A 742-nucleotide genomic window follows, 5' to 3' on the forward strand; every position below is an offset into this window, starting at 1 on the left:
CCGGGGGCGCGGCGGTGGCGGGCTTCGGCGCGGCGGGTTTCGCCCCGTCCGGCCGGGCGGCCGTGGCCGGCTTCGGCTTCTGCTGCCCGTTCGGCTTGGGAAGAGCGGCGACCACGGGCGCCTTCAGCGGCTTGTCCATGGCCACCATCTGCGACAGGGTGGCGAACTTGTAGCCTTTGGTCGCGAGGTCATCGAGCACGCGGGGCATGGCATCCACGGTGGTGGCGTAGATGTCGTGCGAGAGCACGATGGCGCCGGGCTTCACCTGCGCCATGATGGCGTCATAGACGGCCTGGCTGTTGCGGTTCTTCCAGTCGTTCGGGTCCACCGACCAGTTGACGATGGTCAGTCCGTATTTCTCCTCGATCAGGGTGCGCAGCGCCGGCTTCATGGTGCCGTAAGGCGGGCGCAGATAGATCGGCCGCTTGCCGGTGGCCTGAAGGATCACTTCGGTGGTATTGCCGAGCTCCTTGTCCAGCGCCGCCTGGCTGATGCGGGTGAGCTGGGGATGGCTCCAGGAATGGCTGCCGATCTCGTGACCCTCGTCGGCGATCATCTTGAGCAGTTCGGGGTGCTTGGCCGCCATGTTGCCGAGCACGAAGAAAGTGGCCTTGATGTTTCGATCGCGCAGCATCTTCAGCAGCCGCGGCGTGGTCTCCGGGCTCGGCCCGTCGTCGAACGTCATGGCGATATAGGCGCCGTCCACGTCGAACGACTTGTAGGTGTAGTTCTTGCGCGGCGC

Annotated in this window: 1 protein-coding gene; it reads right to left on the reverse strand. The window is 65.9% G+C overall.

Going from position 1 to position 742, the window contains the following annotated elements:
- Window positions 1-742 (reverse strand): polysaccharide deacetylase family protein (locus AC2W7M_RS26670; protein ID WP_486136216.1); only part of this gene is annotated, 742 nt, incomplete at both ends.

This window comes from Xanthobacter sp. BG11Y11_SDJG, assembly GCF_057364445.1.